Raw genomic sequence first — 17,125 nt, forward strand, 5'->3', positions numbered from 1 at the left:
CTGCCTGTTAAATCTTGCGTCCTGATTCGCGCGACTCGGAAGTATGCATGGAGCGCCTGACCGGCCGGATAATTCTGCTTTGGGGTTGGCGGCGCGCGCTCGTGGCGTTTCTCGCAGGCGCATTGGCGGTGCTTGGGCAGGCGCCTTACGATTTCTTCGCCGCCTGTTTCATCTCGTTTCCCCTTCTGGTCTGGCTGCTCGACGGCGCCACGGGCGAGGCCTCCGGCAGCCTGTTCCGGCGTCTGCGGCCGGCCTTCGCCGTCGGCTGGTGGTTCGGCTTCGGCTATTTCCTTGCCGGCCTCTGGTGGATCGGCTCGGCTCTGCTGGTCGAGGCCGACAGCTTCGCCTGGGCGCTTCCCTTCGCGGTGGTCGGCATTCCCTTTGCACTCGCCTTTTTCTACGGCTTTGCGTCAGTGGTTGCCCGCCTGCTGTGGAGCAGCGATATCGGCCGCATCGCCGCCCTTGCCTTCGGCTTCGGGCTGGCGGAGTGGCTGCGCGGCTTCCTGTTCACCGGTTTTCCCTGGAATGCGATCGGCTATGCGGCCATGCCCGTGCCCCTGCTGATGCAGAGCGTCTCGGTGACCGGCATGATCGGCATGAACGCGCTCGCGGTGTTCGTCTTCGCACTGCCGGCGCTGCTGGCCGCGCGCCGGCATCTGCGCCTCGGCGCGGCATTGTTTGTCGTCCTCGCCGCCGCCCATGTCGGTTTCGGCTATGTCAGGCTTGCGGCTCCCGAAAAGCCGGCGACGCACAGCCTGGATGTCCGCATCGTTCAGCCGGCTGTGGATCTGTCGGAAAAGTGGGACGCCTCGGTGCGCGACCGCATTTTCGCGACCCTGATGGGGTTGTCGGCCAAGGCGCCGGACGCAGGTCATGAAAAGCCGCAATTGATCCTCTGGCCCGAAACCTCGGTGCCGTTCCTCTTCACCGAGCGTCCGGACGCGTTGACGGCGCTGGGCGACATGCTCGGACCCGGACAGATGCTGATCGCCGGCGTCGTCCGCGAGGAAGGCGGCTCGGCCGCGAATGCCGACAGCCGCTACTACAACTCCGTGGTGGCGATCGACGACAAGGGTGAAATCGCTGACGCTGTCGACAAGGTTCATCTGGTGCCATTTGGCGAATATCTGCCTTTCGCCGATCTGCTCGAGCGTTTCGGCATTGGGCAACTGGTTGCCGGGCCGATGACGTTTGCGGCCGGCAACGAGCGGCACGCCATCACGCTTCCTGACGGCATCCGTGCGCTGCCATTTATCTGCTATGAGGTGATCTTTCCCGATCTGGTAGCAGTTGACGCAACGTCAGCGCAGCTTATTGTGAACGTTACCAATGATGCGTGGTTTGGCGACACGCCGGGTCCGTATCAGCATTTCAGACAGGCCCAGATCCGTGCGGTGGAGAATGGATTGCCATTGTTGCGTGCTGCCAACAACGGCATCTCGGCCGTCGTTGATCCGCGCGGGCGCATCGTCGATGCTCTCGCGATCGACGCGCGCGGCGCCATTGATGCGCGCGTCCCGATTTCCGGTCAGGCGGTCATATCTTCCGGCCAACGGCGGATTAACGGAATGCTGATCATGTTGCTGTTTGCCATCGCCGCCGCATTGTTGAACGTAAGGCAAAGGCTACGGGTGAATTGACAGCCCACACATTAGAAACTCATACTGTAAGCGCCTGAAAATTCTTCGAAGTCGGTGGATCGTTCTGTTGGGGCAGTTGCCTCCGGCTTCGTTTGGGCAAGAAAAAAATAGAGAAAGCCGAAAAAATTCGGCGAGGAAAAAATGACAGAAGACAACAAGAAGAAACCGAACCCGATCGATATCCATGTTGGCAGTCGCATCCGGCTTCGCCGCAACATGCTGGGAATGAGCCAGGAGAAGCTGGGCGAGAACCTCGGCATCACATTTCAACAGATCCAGAAATATGAAAAGGGCACCAACCGCGTCGGCGCCAGCCGTCTCCAAGCGATCGCGTCCATTCTCGGCGTGCCTGTCGCTTTCTTTTTCGAGGATGCGCCCGGCCAGGAGGCCGTACCCGGCCGTGGCTTTGCCGAAGATGCGTCGATGGCTTTCGCCGTCGAATTCTGCGGCAGTCCCGAAGGTCTTCAGCTCAACCGGGCCTTTGTCAAGATTGCCGACGCCAAGGTGCGTCGCAGGATCATAGACCTGGTCAAGTCCCTCACCACTGACGATCCCGACTGATCCGCAATCCCGTTTACACCGGCGGCGGTTTGCCGCCGGTGGCACAAGATAACTGCATCGATATTCATGCCAGAACGGCAGCACCGCTTGACGAGCGGCGCTCCACCCCGCTAACACGTGGCGCGCCAAAATCGGCAGCCTGCCGATCGTTTTTTCAAGAGGGGACACCCGTGACGCGGCAGAACTACTTCTTTACCTCGGAATCCGTTGCCGAGGGCCATCCCGACAAAGTCTGTGACCGGATCTCCGACGAGGTGGTCGATCTGGTCTATCGCGAAGCCAAGAAGACCGGCATGGACCCGTGGAAAGTTCGTGTCGCTTGCGAGACGCTGGCCACCACCAACCGCGTCGTCATCGCTGGCGAGGTGCGTGTTCCCGACACGTTGCTCAAGAAGGACAAGGAAGGCAACATCCTCAAGGATGCCGCTGGCCATCCGGTCGTTAATCCGGCGAAGTTCAAGTCGGTCGCCCGCAAGGCGATCCGTGAAATCGGCTATGAGCAGGCCGGCTTCCACTGGAAGACGGCGAAGATCGAGGTCCTGCTGCACGGCCAGTCGCCGGATATCGGCCAGGGTGTCGACAACGCCTCCGACCGTCAGGGCGAGGAAGGTGCCGGCGACCAGGGCATCATGTTCGGGTATGCCTGCCGCGAGACACCGGATCTGATGCCGGCGCCGATCTACTACAGCCACAAGATCCTCGAACTCCTGGCCGCCGCCCGCCACGAAGGCAGCGGTGAAGCCGGCAAACTCGGTCCGGATGCCAAGAGCCAGGTCACGGTCCGCTACATCGACGGCAAGGCTGCCGAGGCGACGCAGATCGTGTTGTCGACGCAGCATCTCGATGCAAGCTGGGATTCGAAGAAGGTCCGCAAGGTTGTCGAACCCTATATCCGCGAGGCGCTGGGCGACCTCAAGATCGCCGACAACTGCATGTGGTACATCAACCCGACCGGCAAGTTCGTCATCGGCGGGCCGGACGGTGATGCCGGGCTGACGGGCCGCAAGATCATCGTCGACACCTATGGTGGTGCTGCTCCCCATGGCGGCGGCGCCTTCTCGGGCAAGGACACCACCAAGGTCGATCGCTCGGCGGCCTACGCCGCGCGCTATCTGGCCAAGAACGTCGTGGCGGCGAAGCTTGCCGACCGCTGCACCATCCAGCTCTCCTACGCCATCGGCGTTGCCCAGCCGCTGTCGGTCTATGTCGATCTGCATGGCACCGGCAAGGTCGACGAGGCCAAGCTCGAGGAGGCGCTGCGTTCCGTGATGGACCTGTCGCCATCCGGCATCCGCCGCCATCTCGATCTCAACAAGCCGATCTACGCCAAGACGTCGTCCTACGGCCATTTTGGCCGCAAGGCCGGCCGCGACGGGTCTTTCTCCTGGGAAAGGACCGATCTCGCCAAGGCGCTCAAGGACGCGGTCGCCGCCTGACAGCGGCGCCGCAAAGTCCGGCTCATGGACCCGAAGGACAGACCAAGCCGCGCGACCGAAGCCTTCTTCGGTCGCCGGCGCGGCAAGACCATGCGTCCGCAGCAGGCGGCCGCGCTGGAAAGCGGTTTCGGCAGATATCGGCTCGATCTGACGGCTGAACCGCCGGCGGATCTGAGCACTCTGTTTGAAGCGGATGTTTCGGCGGTTCGTCTCGAAATCGGCTTCGGCGGCGGCGAACATCTCCTGCATCGTGCTACCGAGGCGCCCCCGATCGGCTTTATTGGCGTGGAGCCCTTCGTCAATGGCATGGCCAAGATGATGATGGCGGTGAGGGAGAAGCCGCTCGCAAATCTCAGGGTTTATGACGACGACGCCACGCGGCTGCTCGACTGGCTGCCGCAAGCCTCGCTCGACGGCGTCGATCTACTCTATCCGGATCCCTGGCCTAAGAAGAAGCACTGGAAGCGGCGTTTCGTCAGCCCGGTCAATCTCGACCGTTTCGCGCGCGTGCTGAAGCCGGGTTCAAAATTCCGCTTCGCCTCCGACATCGATACCTATGTGAACTGGACCTTGCTGCATTGCCGGACACATGGCGCATTCGCATGGCAGGCTTCGGACGCGGCGGACTGGCATCGGCCCTACGACGGTTGGCCGGGCACGCGCTACGAGGCGAAAGCCATTCGCGAGGGCCGGCGGCCTGCCTATCTGACTTTCGTCAGGACGTAAGCGCTGATCGCACACCGCCTCCGGCGTTCGCTGGCGGCAAAGGCGAGTGTCATCCCCGCCAAATCCTTAGAAACGGCCGATCCTGTTGAAAACGGCCGGGTCCATGCCGAGCTTGCGCAGGTCGTCCGCGCGTGGCTTGCGGCCGGCTTCGACGGCACGCGAAGCGGCGACTGCACTGCCAAATGTCGTGAAGAGATCGCCTATGGCGGATAAGATCTTGCGGTTGGTCATGGTTGTGTCCTTTCGCTGCTGTGACGTGTCGTCATCTTTGTGCAGCGCAACATAAATGGTGATGCAACGTCGAGGCTCACAGGGGCACAACCGCATGGAGGCCATGCGCCTGGCGCAACGCTTGCGCTGCCACGGCTTTTGTCCGTGCGGGTACGGCGGGCTTGAAACACCGGCCATGATCGTTTATATCAAGCTCAAATTCTTGGTCGGTATGACGAAGAGTGGGTCCACCCGGTCCCGCTCTTTTTTATTACCTGCCGATAGCTTCGAAGCGACGACAGGGATCGAATGACTGCATCGGCAATCGAGGGCGACGACCGCATCATCCGCGAAAGCGGCATCGATGCGCGCATCGCGCTGATCGTCCAGCCGGTTCTGCGCGGCATCGGCTTCCGTCTCGTGCGGGTGCATCTGTCGGGCCAGAACGGGCTGACGCTGCAGATCATGGCCGAGCGCGAGGACGGCACCATGACCGTCGAGGATTGCGAAGAGGTCAGCCGCGCGGTGTCGCCGGCGCTCGACGTCGATGATCCGATCGAAAAGGCCTATCACCTCGAAGTCTCTTCGCCCGGCATCGACCGGCCGCTGGTCCGCAAATCGGATTTCGCGACCTGGACCGGCCACCTGGTCAAGATGGAGACATCGATCATCGTCGCCGACCGCAAGCGGTTCAAGGGCAAGATCGTTGAGGCCGGTGATAGCGATGTGCTGATCGAGCGCGAAAAGGCGGCTTATGGCGAGGAGCCGACGGTGCGGGTCCCCTATGACGCGATTTCCGAAACGCGACTGATCCTGACCGACGATCTCATTCGCGATGCCCTGTCGAAGGACAACAGGGCGCGCAAGGAAGCCAAGAAACGCCGCGGCGAACCGGACGACGAAGCGCCCGAGGGTGCGGAAGCCGGCGCGGAAAACGAAACCGAACAGGAACTATGATTGAGCTGCCGGGCGCAAAGGTCCGGCAAACAGGCTCGGGAGAAAAACGATGGTTGTAAGCGCCAACAGGCTTGAACTGCTGCAGATCGCCGATGCGGTCGCGCGTGAAAAGTCGATCGACAAGTCGATCGTCATCGCCGCCATGGCCGATGCGATCCAGAAGGCGGCGCGTTCGCGTTATGGCCAGGAGACCAACATCCGCGCCGACATCAACCCGAACACCGGCGAGATGAAGCTGCAGCGGCTGATGGAAGTGGTCGAGAAGGTCGACGACTACGCCACGCAGATCGCCATTTCCTCGGCGCGCGAGCGCAATCCCGACGCCCAGCTCGGCGACTTCATTGCCGAACAGCTGCCGCCGATGGATTTCGGCCGCATCGCCGCCCAGTCGGCCAAGCAGGTTATCGTGCAGAAGGTGCGAGAGGCCGAACGCGACCGCCAGTATGACGAGTACAAGGACCGCATCGGCGAAATCGTCAACGGGACCGTCAAGCGTGTCGAGTACGGCAACGTCATCGTCGATCTCGGCCGCGGCGAGGCGATCATCCGTCGCGACGAGCTGATCCCGCGCGAAAACTACAAATATGGCGACCGCGTCCGCGCTTACGTCTACGACGTGCGCCGCGAGCAGCGCGGCCCGCAGATCTTCCTGTCGCGTACCCATCCGCAGTTCATGGCCAAGCTGTTCACCATGGAAGTGCCGGAAATCTATGACGGCATCATCGAGATCAAGTCGGTTGCCCGCGACCCCGGCTCGCGCGCCAAGATCGCCGTCATCTCGCGTGACAGTTCGATCGATCCGGTCGGCGCCTGCGTCGGTATGCGCGGCAGCCGCGTCCAGGCGGTCGTCGGCGAATTGCAGGGCGAGAAGATCGACATCATTCCGTGGTCGCCTTCGGCCGCGTCCTTCATCGTCAACGCGCTGCAGCCGGCGGAAGTCGCCAAGGTCGTGCTCGACGAGGATGCCGAACGCATCGAAGTCGTGGTTCCCGACGACCAGCTGTCGCTGGCCATCGGCCGCCGCGGCCAGAACGTGCGGCTCGCTTCGCAGCTGACCGGCTGGGATATCGACATCCTGACCGAGGCCGAAGAATCCGAGCGCCGCCAGAAGGAATTCGTCGAGCGTTCGTCGCTGTTCATGGAAGCCCTCGACGTCGACGAGATGGTCGGCCAGGTGCTGGCTTCCGAAGGCTTCACCAGCGTTGAGGAAGTCGCTTATGTCGACTCCGGCGAGATCGCGTCGATCGACGGCTTCGACGAGGATACCGCTTCGGAAATCCAGACCCGCGCCCGCGAGTACCTGGAAAAGATCGAGGCCGAGCACGACGACAAGCGCAAGGCGCTCGGCGTCTCGGACGAACTGCGCGAAATCCCCGGCGTCACCACCGCCATGATGGTGACGCTCGGCGAGGACGGCGTGAAGACGATCGAGGACTTCGCCGGCTATGCCGCCGACGACCTGACCGGCTGGAAGGAACGCAAGGACGGCGAAACCAAGGTATTCCCCGGCGTGCTGGCCAATCACGGCGTGACACGCGCCGATGCCGAGCAGATGGTTCTGGCCGCCCGCCTCAAGGCTGGCTGGATCACCGAAGACGAGCTTGCAGCCGAAGAAGAACCGGCTGACGAAGCCGTTGGTGCGTGAGGTGAAACCGCATCGCACCGAACCCGCCCTTGGACGAGATGAACGATCGCACCTGCATCGTCACCCGCAGGCAGGCCGAACCGGATGAATTGATCCGGTTCGTCGTCGGCCCGGATTCGGCCGTCGTACCCGACATCAAGAGAAATCTGCCCGGCCGTGGTTGCTGGGTGAGCGCCGACCGCCTACATATCGACAAGGCTGCGGCGAAGAACCTTTTTGCCCGCGCCTTCAAGGCACAGGTGGTCGTGCCGCCCGATCTTGGCGGCATGGTCGATGGACTGCTTTCCAGATCCGCTCTGGGCATGCTTGGGCTTGCTCGCAAGGCAGGCGCAATTTCTCTTGGAGCCACCAAGGTCGAGAGCGCGGTGCGCGGTGGATTGGCGCTTTTCGTGCTTCACGCGACCGAGGCGTCCGACGACGGCGTGCGCAAGATCAGCCAGGCGCGACGGGCGACAGTCCATCTCGGCGGGCCCGCTATCCTTGCCTACAAACTTTTCTCCGAGGCCGAGTTGAGCTTGGCATTGGGGGGTACAAATGTGATACATGCTGCCGTTCTCGCGGGAGACGCGGGCAGGGCGGTCCAGAAGCGCATGGTTGCGCTCGACCGGTATCGGGGCGGTTCCCCGGACGATCTGGCAATGCTTGCGGCTGTTGCTGACGAAGATGATGCCGCAGAGGATATGGAATGAGCGATACGAAATCGGGTGACGACAATACGCTGAGTGTGACGCCGAAGAAGACTTTGACGCTGAAGCGCCCCGGTATGGAACAGGGCACTGTGCGCCAGAACTTCTCGCACGGCCGCACCAAGCAGGTCGTCGTCGAAACCAAGAAGCGCAAGTTCTCGATGCCCGGCGACAAGCCGGAGCCGGTTGCCGCACCCGTCTTCACACCGAAGCCGGCGGTCGTGGCCGCACCCGTCGTGCAGGAAGCGCCAAAGGCGCCGCCACCGCCGCCGCCTCCGGTCGAGCGCAGCGGCATGGTGCTGAACGAACTGTCGCGCAGTGAAATGGAAGCGCGCCGCAGGGCGCTCGAAGGCTCGAAGGTACGCGAGGTCGAGGACCGTCAGCGCGCCGCCGAGGACGCCAAGCGCCGCGCCGAGGACGAAGAGCGACGTCGCCGCGAACGCGAGGAATCCGCGCGCCGCCAGGCCGAGGAAGAGGCACGGTTGCAGACCGAGGCCGAGTCCCGCCGTCGCGCCGAAGAAGAGGCACGCCGCCGTGCGCCTTTGGCCGCCGAACTGGCGACGGTCGACGACGAGGAAGAGGTCAAGCCGAAGCGGACTGGCGCCGGTGCGCCGGTGCGCCGCCCGGTCACGCCCGAAGTGGCGCGTCCGGCCAAGCCGACCAAGGGCGAGGAAGATCGCCGCCGCGGCAAGCTGACGCTGAATTCCGCGCTTTCCGACGAGGATGCTCGGGCCCGTTCGTTGTCGTCGATGCGTCGCCGCCAGGAAAAATTCAAGCGCGCGATGCATAATGAGCCGCGCGAGAAAGTCATGCGCGAAGTGATCCTGCCCGAGACCATCACCATCCAGGAACTGGCGCAGCGCATGTCCGAGCGTGCGGTCGACGTCGTCAAGTTCTTCATGAAGCAGGGCCAGATCCTGAAGCCGGGCGACGTCATCGACGCCGACACCGCCGAACTGGTCGCCACCGAATTCGGCCACACGGTCCGCCGCGTCGCCGAGTCCGACATCGAAGAAGGCCTTTTCAACATCGCCGACAATGCCGAGGACTTGGTGACGCGTCCGCCTGTCGTGACGATCATGGGCCACGTCGATCACGGCAAGACCTCGCTGCTCGACGCCATCCGCAACGCCAATGTCGTTTCCGGCGAAGCTGGTGGCATCACCCAGCATATCGGTGCCTACCAGGTCGAGAAGAACGGTCACAAGATCACCTTCATCGACACGCCCGGCCACGCCGCCTTCACGGCGATGCGTGCTCGTGGCGCCCAGGCGACCGACATTGCCATCCTGGTGGTTGCGGCCGACGACAGCGTCATGCCGCAGACGATCGAATCGATCAGCCACGCGAAGGCGGCCGGCGTTCCGATCATCGTGGCGATCAACAAGATCGACAAGCATGATGCCGATCCGCAGAAAGTGCGTTCCGAACTGCTGCGCCACGAGGTCTTCGTCGAATCCATGGGCGGTGAAGTTCTGGACGTCGAAGTGTCGGCGACCAAGGGCACCAATCTCGACAAGCTGCTCGAGGCGATCCTGCTGCAGGCCGAAATCCTCGACCTGAAGGCCAATCCGGATCGTACCGCCGAGGGTGTCGTCATCGAAGCCCAGCTCGACAAGGGCCGTGGCCCCGTTGCCACCGTGCTGGTGCAGACCGGCACGCTGATGCCGGGCGACATCCTTGTTGCCGGCAACGAATGGGGCCGGGTGCGTGCGCTGGTCAACGATCGTGGCGGGCAGGTCAAGGAAGCGCCGCCGGCGATGCCGGTCGAAGTGCTTGGCTTGCAGGGTACCCCGCAGGCAGGCGACCGTTTCGCCGTGGTCAACAACGAAGCCCGTGCTCGCGAGATCACCGAATATCGCCAGCGTCTGGCGCGCGAGAAGGCGGTTGCCAAGCATGCCGGCCAGCGCGGTTCGCTCGAGCAGATGATGTCGCAGTTGCAGACGAGCGGGTTGAAGGAATTCCCGCTGGTCATCAAGGGTGACGTGCAGGGTTCGATCGAGGCGATCAACGCGGCGCTGGACAAGCTCGGCACCGACGAAGTGCGTGCGCGCATCGTCCATGCAGGCGCCGGCGCCATCACCGAAAGCGACGTGTCGCTGGCGGAGACTTCGGGTGCGGCGATCATCGGCTTCAATGTCCGCGCCAACGTCCAGGCGCGTGCCGCTGCCGCTGCCGCGGGCATCGAGATCCGCTACTACTCGATCATCTACAACCTCGTGGATGACGTGAAGGCGGCTCTGTCGGGCCTGCTGTCGCCGGAGCGTCGCGAAACCTTCATCGGCAATGCGCAGATCCTCGAGATCTTCGACATCACCAAGGTTGGCAAGATCGCCGGCTGCCGTGTCACCGAAGGCAAGGTCGAGCGTGGTGCGGGCGTGCGCCTGATCCGCGACAACGTCGTCATCCACGAAGGCACACTGAAGACCCTGAAGCGCTTCAAGGACGAAGTTTCGGAAGTTCCCGGCGGCCAGGAGTGCGGCATGGCCTTCCAGAACTACGAGGACATGCGCGTCGGCGACATCATCGAGTGCTTCCGCGTCGAGATGGTGACCCGGACGCTCTGAGTTCGAGTGACTTGTCCATACCGGGCGGCGGTCGAAAGACCGCCGCCCGCAAGTCTATTGAGAATGACCCATATGAGACATGCGGCACGGTCCCATCCCGCGCCTCACGCTTTCAGGATTGAGAAAAATGCCCCGTCCAACCACATCCAGCCCATCCCAGCGTATGCTGCGCGTCGCCGAACAGGTCCGCCATGCGCTGTCCGAAACCCTGCAGCGCGGCGAGATCATCGATCCGCTGATCGAGAACACCGTGGTTTCGGTCTCGGAAGTGCGCATGTCGCCCGATCTGAAGGTCGCCACCGCTTTCGTCTCGCCACTCGGCGCCAAGGATACCGATGCCGTGGTCGAGGCGCTGAACAAGCATGCGAAATTCGTGCGCGGCCGGGTCTCCGGCGCGCTGCGGCAGATGAAGTTCATGCCGGAGTTCCGCTTCAAGCTCGACACCTCCTTCGACAATTTCGCCAGGATCAACGATCTCTTGAAGTCGCCCGAAGTGGCACGCGATCTGGGGCCCGAGGACCAGGACAAAGACGACAACAAGGACATCGAATAGTGGCGCGTCGCGGCAAGAAGAAGGGCCGGCCGATCTCGGGCTGGCTGGTCCTGGACAAGCCTGTCGGCATGGGCTCGACCGAAGCCGTCTCCAAGATCAAATGGCTGTTCCAGGCGGAAAAGGCCGGCCATGCCGGCACGCTCGATCCGCTCGCCTCCGGTATGCTGCCGATCGCGCTTGGCGAAGCCACCAAGACCGTGCCTTACGTACAGGACGGCGCAAAGATCTATCGCTTCACCGTTGCCTGGGGACAGGAGCGTTCGACCGACGACCTCGAAGGTCCGGTGACGAACAGCTCCGACCTGCGTCCGTCGGAAGCCGAGGTGCTTGCGCTGCTGCCGAAATACACCGGTGTCATCATGCAGACGCCGCCGCAATTCTCGGCCATCAAGATCGCAGGCGAGCGCGCTTATGATCTGGCACGCGACGGCGCGACGGTCGACATACCCGCGCGGGAGATCGAGATCGGCCGGCTCGATATTGTCGAGCACAATGCCGACCATACGGTCTTCGAGGTCGAATGCGGCAAGGGCACCTATGTGCGCTCGCTGGCCCGCGACATGGGCCGCGACCTCGGCTGTTTCGGCCATATTTCCGAACTGCGCCGGGTCGAGGTCGAGCCGTTCACATCGGAGGATTTCGTCACCATCGCCGAATTGGAAGCCGCCCGCTTCGGCACGCCGGGTGAAGACAAGCCAGACGCGACGGACGCCGTCGACGCGACGGACGCCGTCGACGCGGTGGAAGTGCCAATCGACTTCGGTGCCATCGATGCGCTTCTGGTGGATACGTCGGCGGCTCTCGACTGCCTGCCGCAGATTGCCATCAGCGACGATGCAGCGACGAAGATCCGCCTCGGCAATCCTGTCATCATTCGTGGTCGCGACGCACCGGTGGAAGCCGAAGAAGCCTGCGCCACGGCGCGTGGCAAGCTGGTCGCCATCGGTGCCATCGAGCAAGGCATGTTCAAGCCAAAGCGGGTCTTTGCCGGGTGACGGCTGTCGTCTAATTTCAGTTCGACTTTATGCTCGAGGGGCACATGGCAAAGGCCGAGGCGGTGAAAAAACGGGCGCCGGTGAAGACGCGGCGGCCGCCGGTCGGCGCATCGCCCGGCACGCTGATCGCCGATCCGGCGGCGCGGCGCTCGGAACTGCGGCTGACCCTGATCTCGCCGCAGAAGTTCAAGACCATCGAAAACGCCAGCATCGACGACCTCAACACCCATTGCGACAAATGGCCGGTCATCTGGCTCGATTGCACCGGCCTCGCCAACATTCCGCTGATCGAGGAGATCGGTCGCATTTTCAGCCTGCATCCGCTGGCGCTGGAGGATGTCGTCAACACCGGCCAACGGCCGAAGGTAGACTTCTTCGAGGATCACGCCTTCGTCGTCGTCAGGATGATCGACGACGTCACGTCGCACCGCTATGAGCAGATCGCCGTCTTCTTCGGCAAGAACTTCGTCGTCACCTTCCAGGAGCGTGAAGGCGATCCGTTCAATCCCGTGCGCAAGCGCATCGAAAGCTCGGCGCCCAACCGGCTGCGCGCGCGCGGCGCCGACTACCTTGCCTACGCGCTGATCGACGCCATCGTCGACAGCTATTTCCCGCCGATCGAGGCTGCCGCCGACACGGTCGACGGCATCGAGGACGAAATGCTGCATTCGCCGCACAAGCATCAAATGCGGCAGCTGCATGAATTGCGTCGCGACGCCAATGTGCTGAAAGGGGTGCTGTGGCCGATGCGCGATGCGCTCGCAACGCTGATCCGCAACGACGTGCCCTATGTGAAGGCCGAGACCAAGATCTTCCTCAACGACACGCTCGACCATGCGCTCAGGCTGATCGAACTGGTCGAAACCCAGCGCGACATGCTGACCGGCCTGATCGAGATGCATCTGTCGTTGAGCCAGGCGCGCACCAACGACGTCATCAGCTATCTCACGATCGTCTCGGTGATCTTCATGCCGCTCACCTTCCTGGTTGGCATATGGGGCATGAATTTCGATCCAGAGTCTTCGCCCTGGAACATGCCGGAGTTGAAAGCCTATTACGGCTACCCGGCATCGCTGCTGTTCATGGCACTTGTCGCATTTGGGCTGATCGCCTTCTTCAAATGGAAGAAATGGCTTTGACAAGGATAAAACCAGCCATTTGGACCTGAAAAGCCGACTTGTGAATTGGGCTGGTGTTTTCCGGGAAATTGCACTATACGCGCCGCAGCATAGCGCTAAGACGCTTTGCTTGCACCGGCCCCTGCTGGACGACATCCCGGCTGAGGGCGACCCGTTTCCTCAAACAGATAAGGAAAAACACGATGTCGATTACTGCCGAGCGCAAACAGGAATTGATGGGTGAATTCGCAACAGCCAAGGGCGATACCGGGTCTCCGGAAGTCCAGGTGGCCATCCTTTCCGAGCGCATCAAGAACCTGACCGACCATTTCAAGGACCACAAGAAGGATAATCATTCCCGCCGTGGTCTGCTCGCTCTCGTCTCCCAGCGCCGCAGCCTGCTTGATTATCTCAAGCGCAAGGACGACGCGCGCTACCAGACGCTGATCGAGAAGCTCGGTCTGCGCCGTTGACGAATTGACCGGCGGGCTTTCTTCGGAAGGCCCGCCGGTCGCGCATTCTGCCAGTCGCATCGATTGGCTAGACCCGGTTTCGAGCATGCAGAGGGCCACTCGAAACCGCCCATGGACGGTCATGGGGCAGGATTGCAGGACGCTCGCGCGCTCGCCGCGCTGAAACCACCCGAGCTTCCCGTTGTCTTGCCCGTGGCTGCCCGAGAAAGGAAGCCAGGGAAAGGGCATCCGCGCACCGTGAAACGGCGCGGCCCTTTCCGCTTATTAAGGACAAGATATGTTCAATCACCACAAAGTGGAAATCGAATGGGGCGGTCGTCCGCTCATCCTCGAAACCGGCAAGATCGCCCGCCAGGCTGACGGCGCGGTGCTTGCGACCTACGGCGAGACCAAGGTTCTCGCCACCGTCGTTTCGATGAAGGAGCCCAAGCCGGGCCTCGATTTCTTCCCGCTGACCGTCAACTACCAGGAAAAGACCTACGCCGCCGGCAAGATCCCGGGTGGCTATTTCAAGCGTGAAGGTCGCCCGAGCGAGAAGGAAACGCTGGTTTCCCGCCTCATCGACCGCCCGATCCGCCCGCTGTTCGCGGCAGGCTACAAGAACGACACCCAGATCGTCGTCACCGTCGTCCAGCATGACCTCGAGAACGATCCCGACATTCTGTCGATCGTCGCCACCTCGGCCGCTTTGACCCTGTCGGGCGTGCCCTTCATGGGCCCGATCGGCGGCGCCCGCGTCGGCTACATCAACGGCGAATACGTCCTCAACCCGCATGTCGACGAGATGCAGGAATCCAAGCTCGACCTCGTCGTCGCCGGCACCACCGACGCCGTTCTGATGGTCGAATCGGAAGCCAAGGAACTTGGCGAAGAGCTGATGCTCGGCGCCGTCATGTTCGGTCACAAGGGCTTCCAGCCGGTTATCGACGCCATCATCAAGCTGGCCGAAGTTGCCGCCAAGGAGCCGCGCGACTTCACCGCGCCGGACTATTCCGCACTTGAAGCCGAGATGCTGAAGATCGTCGAAGGCGAGCTTCGCGATGCCTACAAGAACACCGACAAGCAGAAGCGCTATGCCGCCGTCGACGCCGTCAAGGCGAAGGTCAAGGCCGCGTTTGCTCCGGCTGAAGGTGAAGAGGCCAAGTACACGTCCGAGCAGATCGGCACCGTGTTCAAGGAACTTCAGGCCAAGGTCGTGCGCTGGAACATCCTCGACACCGGCTCGCGCATCGATGGTCGCGACCTCAAGACGGTCCGCAAGATCGTCTCCGAAGTCGGCGTACTGCCGCGCACGCACGGTTCGGCGCTGTTCACCCGCGGCGAGACCCAGGCGCTGGTCGTTGCCACGCTCGGCACCGGCGAGGACGAACAGTATGTCGATTCGCTGACCGGCATGTACAAGGAGAAGTTCCTCCTTCACTACAACTTCCCTCCCTACTCCGTCGGTGAAACCGGCCGCATGGGTTCGCCGGGCCGCCGCGAAATCGGCCATGGCAAGCTCGCCTGGCGCGCTATCCGCCCGATGCTGCCGAGCGCTGACCAGTTCCCCTACACGCTGCGCGTCGTCTCGGAGATCACCGAGTCCAACGGCTCGTCGTCGATGGCGACCGTCTGCGGCACCTCGCTGGCACTGATGGATGCCGGCGTGCCGCTGGCCAAGCCCGTCGCTGGTATCGCCATGGGCCTGATCAAGGAAGGCGAGCGCTTCGCCGTGCTCTCCGACATCCTTGGCGACGAGGATCACCTCGGCGACATGGACTTCAAGGTCGCCGGCACCGCCAACGGCATCACCTCGCTGCAGATGGACATCAAGATCGATGGCATCACCGAGGAGATCATGCAGATCGCGCTTGGCCAGGCCAAGGACGGCCGTCTGCATATCCTCGGCGAGATGTCGAATGCGCTCTCCGGCGCGCGTTCGGAGCTCGGTGAGTTCGCACCGCGCATCGAGGTCATGCACATCCCGACCGACAAGATCCGCGACGTCATCGGCTCGGGCGGCAAGGTCATCCGCGAGATCGTCGAAAAGACCGGCGCCAAGATCAACATCGAGGACGACGGCACGGTCAAGATCGCTTCGTCCAACGCCAAGGAAATCGAGGCGGCGAAGAAGTGGATCCACACCATCGTCGCCGAGCCGGAAGTCGGCGAGATCTACGAAGGCACGGTCGTCAAGACCGCCGACTTCGGTGCTTTCGTCAACTTCTTCGGTCCGCGTGACGGCCTCGTCCACATCTCGCAGCTTGCCAACGACCGGGTCGCCAAGACCTCGGACGTCGTCAAGGAAGGCGACAAGGTCTGGGTCAAGCTGATGGGCTTCGACGAGCGCGGCAAGGTCCGCCTGTCGATGAAGGTCGTCGACCAGGCCACCGGTAAGGAACTCGCCCGCGACAAGAAGACCGAAGAAGAAAACGCCGCCTGATTGGTGCGGGATACTAAATCGAAGCGGGCGCGGCTTATGTCGCGCCCGTTTTTATTTTCGGCCCGATTTTCATTTTCAGAATGCCAAGACAGGCCTCGTTTCGAGATCGAACAATGTCCGCCGAGCCGCTGAAGACGCTTTTTCATCCCTTTGAGGTCGACGCTGTTCCTTTGCCGGGAAAGGGTGATCGCGCCCTGTTTCTCGGCGCCGAGCCGGGCTTTCGCCTGCCCGAAGGCTTCGAGGCCGCGCTGCACCTCGTACAGGGCTTCCGGCCGCATTTTCGAGCGCTACAGGCATCTGGCTTCATCGTCACCGCGCAAGCGGAAGGCGGAGGCTTCGACATGGCACTCGTGCTTGCCGGCCGGCATCGCGGCCTGAACGAATTGCGCCTCGCCGAGGCACTCGAGCGTGTGGCACCGGGCGGATTGGTTGTCGTTGCCGGCGGCAAGGACGATGGTATCGCCAGCCTGCGCAAGCGCATTGACGAACTTGTGCCGCTGGAGGGCCACCTGCCGAAATATCACGGCATCGCCTTCTGGCTTCGCCGGCCTGCCGATCTGGCCGCTGCGCAAGACCTGCGCGCCGCCAATCCCGCCCTACTGGTCGAAGGCCGGTTCGGCACCGCGCCCGGCATGTTTTCCTTCGACCGGGTCGATACCGGCTCGAAATTGCTGGTCGAGAACTTGCCTGGCGACCTGCGGGGCAGCGTTGCTGATTTCTGCGCCGGCTGGGGCTACGTGGCGGCCGAGGTAGCCGCCCGCTGCCCAGGCCTGTCGGTGCTCGATCTCTACGAGGCCGAATTCGATGCACTGGAAGCGGCGAAGCTCAATCTGGCAGGGGCTAGCCAGTCGATCGTCAGGGATTTCTTCTGGATCGATCTGCTGAAGGAACCGGTCGAGAAGTGCTACGACGCGATCGCCATGAACCCGCCCTTTCATCGCAGCCGTGCTGCCGAGCCGGAGATCGGCGCCGGCATGATCCGCGCGGCAGCCAAGGCCCTGAAGCCCGGCGGGCGGCTGTTCATGGTCTCCAACCGTCAGCTTCCCTACGAACCGGTGCTGTCGGCTGCCTTTTCGAGCCATGCCGAGCTCGCCCGCGACGGCATGTTCAAGGTGCTTGTCGCGCGCCGCTGAACC

General features: G+C 62.7%; 16 protein-coding genes. 15 read left to right on the forward strand and 1 reads right to left on the reverse strand.

Going from position 1 to position 17,125, the window contains the following annotated elements; all coding sequences use genetic code 11:
* Nucleotides 1–47 precede the first annotated feature (47 nt).
* The 4 genes from lnt to trmB all read left to right on the forward strand — a co-directional run bounded on the left by lnt (nucleotide 48) and on the right by trmB (nucleotide 4,363).
* Nucleotides 48–1,640 (forward strand): apolipoprotein N-acyltransferase, encoded by a 1,593-nt coding sequence (lnt, locus tag AC1D10_RS14215; RefSeq protein ID WP_477272687.1) that lies wholly within the window; start codon nucleotides 48–50, stop codon nucleotides 1,638–1,640.
* Nucleotides 1,641–1,781: 141 nt separating this feature from the next.
* Nucleotides 1,782–2,201 carry a helix-turn-helix domain-containing protein gene (locus AC1D10_RS14220; protein WP_379106911.1) on the forward strand — a complete coding sequence of 140 codons (420 nt, stop codon included), beginning with the start codon at nucleotides 1,782–1,784 and terminating at the stop codon, nucleotides 2,199–2,201.
* A 170-nt stretch (nucleotides 2,202–2,371) separates the two neighbouring features.
* Nucleotides 2,372–3,637 (forward strand): methionine adenosyltransferase, encoded by a 1,266-nt coding sequence (gene metK, locus AC1D10_RS14225; protein WP_477272690.1) that lies wholly within the window; start codon nucleotides 2,372–2,374, stop codon nucleotides 3,635–3,637.
* A 24-nt stretch (nucleotides 3,638–3,661) separates the two neighbouring features.
* The gene (gene trmB, locus AC1D10_RS14230; RefSeq protein ID WP_477272692.1) at nucleotides 3,662–4,363 is read left to right on the forward strand and encodes a tRNA (guanine(46)-N(7))-methyltransferase TrmB; all 702 of its coding nucleotides are present in this window, start codon (nucleotides 3,662–3,664) and stop codon (nucleotides 4,361–4,363) included.
* A gap of 66 nt (nucleotides 4,364–4,429) precedes the next feature.
* Here the strand turns inward: trmB and AC1D10_RS14235 are convergent, their stop codons facing one another.
* Entirely contained in the window at nucleotides 4,430–4,594 is a 165-nt protein-coding gene (locus tag AC1D10_RS14235) for a hypothetical protein (protein WP_111544688.1), read from the reverse strand.
* Between the two features lie 94 nt (nucleotides 4,595–4,688).
* On the opposite strand from AC1D10_RS14235, the gene AC1D10_RS14240 reads away from it, so the two are divergent.
* The 11 genes from AC1D10_RS14240 to AC1D10_RS14290 all read left to right on the forward strand — a co-directional run bounded on the left by AC1D10_RS14240 (nucleotide 4,689) and on the right by AC1D10_RS14290 (nucleotide 17,122).
* A complete protein-coding gene (locus AC1D10_RS14240; protein ID WP_477272694.1) occupies nucleotides 4,689–4,886 on the forward strand; it encodes a hypothetical protein in 198 nt (65 codons plus the stop codon).
* On the forward strand, nucleotides 4,883–5,530 hold the full coding sequence (gene rimP, locus AC1D10_RS14245; RefSeq protein WP_477272696.1) for a ribosome maturation factor RimP: 648 nt from the start codon (nucleotides 4,883–4,885) through the stop codon (nucleotides 5,528–5,530). The genes AC1D10_RS14240 and rimP overlap by 4 nt, the downstream gene beginning before the upstream one ends.
* A 49-nt stretch (nucleotides 5,531–5,579) precedes the next feature.
* Entirely contained in the window at nucleotides 5,580–7,175 is a 1,596-nt protein-coding gene (gene nusA, locus AC1D10_RS14250; RefSeq protein ID WP_379106921.1) for a transcription termination factor NusA, read from the forward strand.
* A gap of 38 nt (nucleotides 7,176–7,213) precedes the next feature.
* Nucleotides 7,214–7,864 (forward strand): RNA-binding protein, encoded by a 651-nt coding sequence (locus tag AC1D10_RS14255; protein WP_111544685.1) that lies wholly within the window; start codon nucleotides 7,214–7,216, stop codon nucleotides 7,862–7,864.
* Nucleotides 7,861–10,428 (forward strand): translation initiation factor IF-2, encoded by a 2,568-nt coding sequence (infB, locus tag AC1D10_RS14260; RefSeq protein WP_477272699.1) that lies wholly within the window; start codon nucleotides 7,861–7,863, stop codon nucleotides 10,426–10,428. The genes AC1D10_RS14255 and infB overlap by 4 nt, the downstream gene beginning before the upstream one ends.
* Nucleotides 10,429–10,555: 127 nt before the next feature.
* On the forward strand, nucleotides 10,556–10,981 hold the full coding sequence (rbfA, locus tag AC1D10_RS14265; RefSeq protein WP_477272701.1) for a 30S ribosome-binding factor RbfA: 426 nt from the start codon (nucleotides 10,556–10,558) through the stop codon (nucleotides 10,979–10,981).
* Nucleotides 10,981–11,976, forward strand: coding sequence for a tRNA pseudouridine(55) synthase TruB (gene truB, locus AC1D10_RS14270; protein ID WP_477272703.1), 996 nt, complete (start codon nucleotides 10,981–10,983; stop codon nucleotides 11,974–11,976). The genes rbfA and truB overlap by 1 nt, the downstream gene beginning before the upstream one ends.
* A gap of 44 nt (nucleotides 11,977–12,020) precedes the next feature.
* The gene (gene corA / locus AC1D10_RS14275) at nucleotides 12,021–13,115 is read left to right on the forward strand and encodes a magnesium/cobalt transporter CorA (protein ID WP_477272705.1); all 1,095 of its coding nucleotides are present in this window, start codon (nucleotides 12,021–12,023) and stop codon (nucleotides 13,113–13,115) included.
* 89 nt (nucleotides 13,116–13,204) lie between these two features.
* Entirely contained in the window at nucleotides 13,205–13,567 is a 363-nt protein-coding gene (gene rpsO / locus AC1D10_RS14280) for a 30S ribosomal protein S15 (protein ID WP_379017668.1), read from the forward strand.
* 277 nt (nucleotides 13,568–13,844) lie between these two features.
* A complete protein-coding gene (gene pnp / locus AC1D10_RS14285; RefSeq protein ID WP_477272707.1) occupies nucleotides 13,845–15,989 on the forward strand; it encodes a polyribonucleotide nucleotidyltransferase in 2,145 nt (714 codons plus the stop codon).
* Nucleotides 15,990–16,102: 113 nt separating this feature from the next.
* A complete protein-coding gene (locus AC1D10_RS14290; RefSeq protein ID WP_477272709.1) occupies nucleotides 16,103–17,122 on the forward strand; it encodes a class I SAM-dependent methyltransferase in 1,020 nt (339 codons plus the stop codon).
* The last annotated feature ends 3 nt before the right edge of the window (nucleotides 17,123–17,125 follow it).

It is taken from the genome of Mesorhizobium sp. P2_A8, assembly GCF_056404935.1.

Coding starts and splice junctions, on each gene's coding strand:
- lnt (WP_477272687.1), top strand. CDS start 48: ATGGAGCGCCTGACCGGCCGGATAATTCTGCTTTGGGGTTGGCGGCGC.
- AC1D10_RS14220 (WP_379106911.1), top strand. CDS start 1,782: ATGACAGAAGACAACAAGAAGAAACCGAACCCGATCGATATCCATGTT.
- trmB (WP_477272692.1), top strand. CDS start 3,662: ATGGACCCGAAGGACAGACCAAGCCGCGCGACCGAAGCCTTCTTCGGT.
- AC1D10_RS14235 (WP_111544688.1), bottom strand. CDS start 4,594: ATGACCAACCGCAAGATCTTATCCGCCATAGGCGATCTCTTCACGACA.
- AC1D10_RS14240 (WP_477272694.1), top strand. CDS start 4,689: ATGGAGGCCATGCGCCTGGCGCAACGCTTGCGCTGCCACGGCTTTTGT.
- rimP (WP_477272696.1), top strand. CDS start 4,883: ATGACTGCATCGGCAATCGAGGGCGACGACCGCATCATCCGCGAAAGC.
- nusA (WP_379106921.1), top strand. CDS start 5,580: ATGGTTGTAAGCGCCAACAGGCTTGAACTGCTGCAGATCGCCGATGCG.
- AC1D10_RS14255 (WP_111544685.1), top strand. CDS start 7,214: ATGAACGATCGCACCTGCATCGTCACCCGCAGGCAGGCCGAACCGGAT.
- infB (WP_477272699.1), top strand. CDS start 7,861: ATGAGCGATACGAAATCGGGTGACGACAATACGCTGAGTGTGACGCCG.
- rbfA (WP_477272701.1), top strand. CDS start 10,556: ATGCCCCGTCCAACCACATCCAGCCCATCCCAGCGTATGCTGCGCGTC.
- corA (WP_477272705.1), top strand. CDS start 12,021: ATGGCAAAGGCCGAGGCGGTGAAAAAACGGGCGCCGGTGAAGACGCGG.
- pnp (WP_477272707.1), top strand. CDS start 13,845: ATGTTCAATCACCACAAAGTGGAAATCGAATGGGGCGGTCGTCCGCTC.
- AC1D10_RS14290 (WP_477272709.1), top strand. CDS start 16,103: ATGTCCGCCGAGCCGCTGAAGACGCTTTTTCATCCCTTTGAGGTCGAC.